At 77.9% G+C, this 507-nt stretch carries 1 protein-coding gene; it reads right to left on the minus strand.

Annotated elements, in window-relative coordinates; all coding sequences use genetic code 11:
- On the minus strand, positions 1–507 hold a 507-nt coding region (locus tag F2B26_RS17035), incomplete at both ends, for an aminotransferase class V-fold PLP-dependent enzyme (RefSeq protein WP_159811272.1).

Here is a 507-nt window from a genome sequence, read left to right on the forward strand (position 1 = left end):
GTGGTCGAGCCCGGGCACGGTCGGCAGCGGCCGCGGGTCGTCAGCCACCGCCCAGCAGCCGTCGACCACGACGTAGTGCGCCGTGGGCCCGGTCTCCAGCAGCGCCCGCAGGCCGTCGACCAGCCGGTCCACGTCGTCGCCGGTGGTGCCGACCCCGATCGAGGCGCGGATCGCACCGGCCTGCAGGCCCAGGTGCGCGAGCAGCGGGTGCGCGCAGAACCGGCCGTCACGCACCCCGATCCCATGCTCGGCGGCCAGGTACGCGGCGACCAGCCCGGGGTCGTACCCCTCGACGGCGAACGTCACGACGCCCACCGGCTCACCCGAGTCCGCCCACAGCCGCGCCACCCGCACCGCGGGCAGCCCGGCGAGCCCGGTGAGCAGCCGCTCGCGCAGCACCGCCTCGTGCCGCTCCAGGGCACCGGCCGGCAGCGCCGCCAGGTCCTCGCAGGCCTGCGCGAGGGCGACCGCACCGAGCACGTTGGGCGACCCGGCCTCGTGCCGCGC

This window comes from Cellulomonas citrea (genome assembly GCF_009829685.1).
Classification (GTDB): Bacteria; Actinomycetota; Actinomycetes; order Actinomycetales; family Cellulomonadaceae; genus Cellulomonas; species Cellulomonas citrea.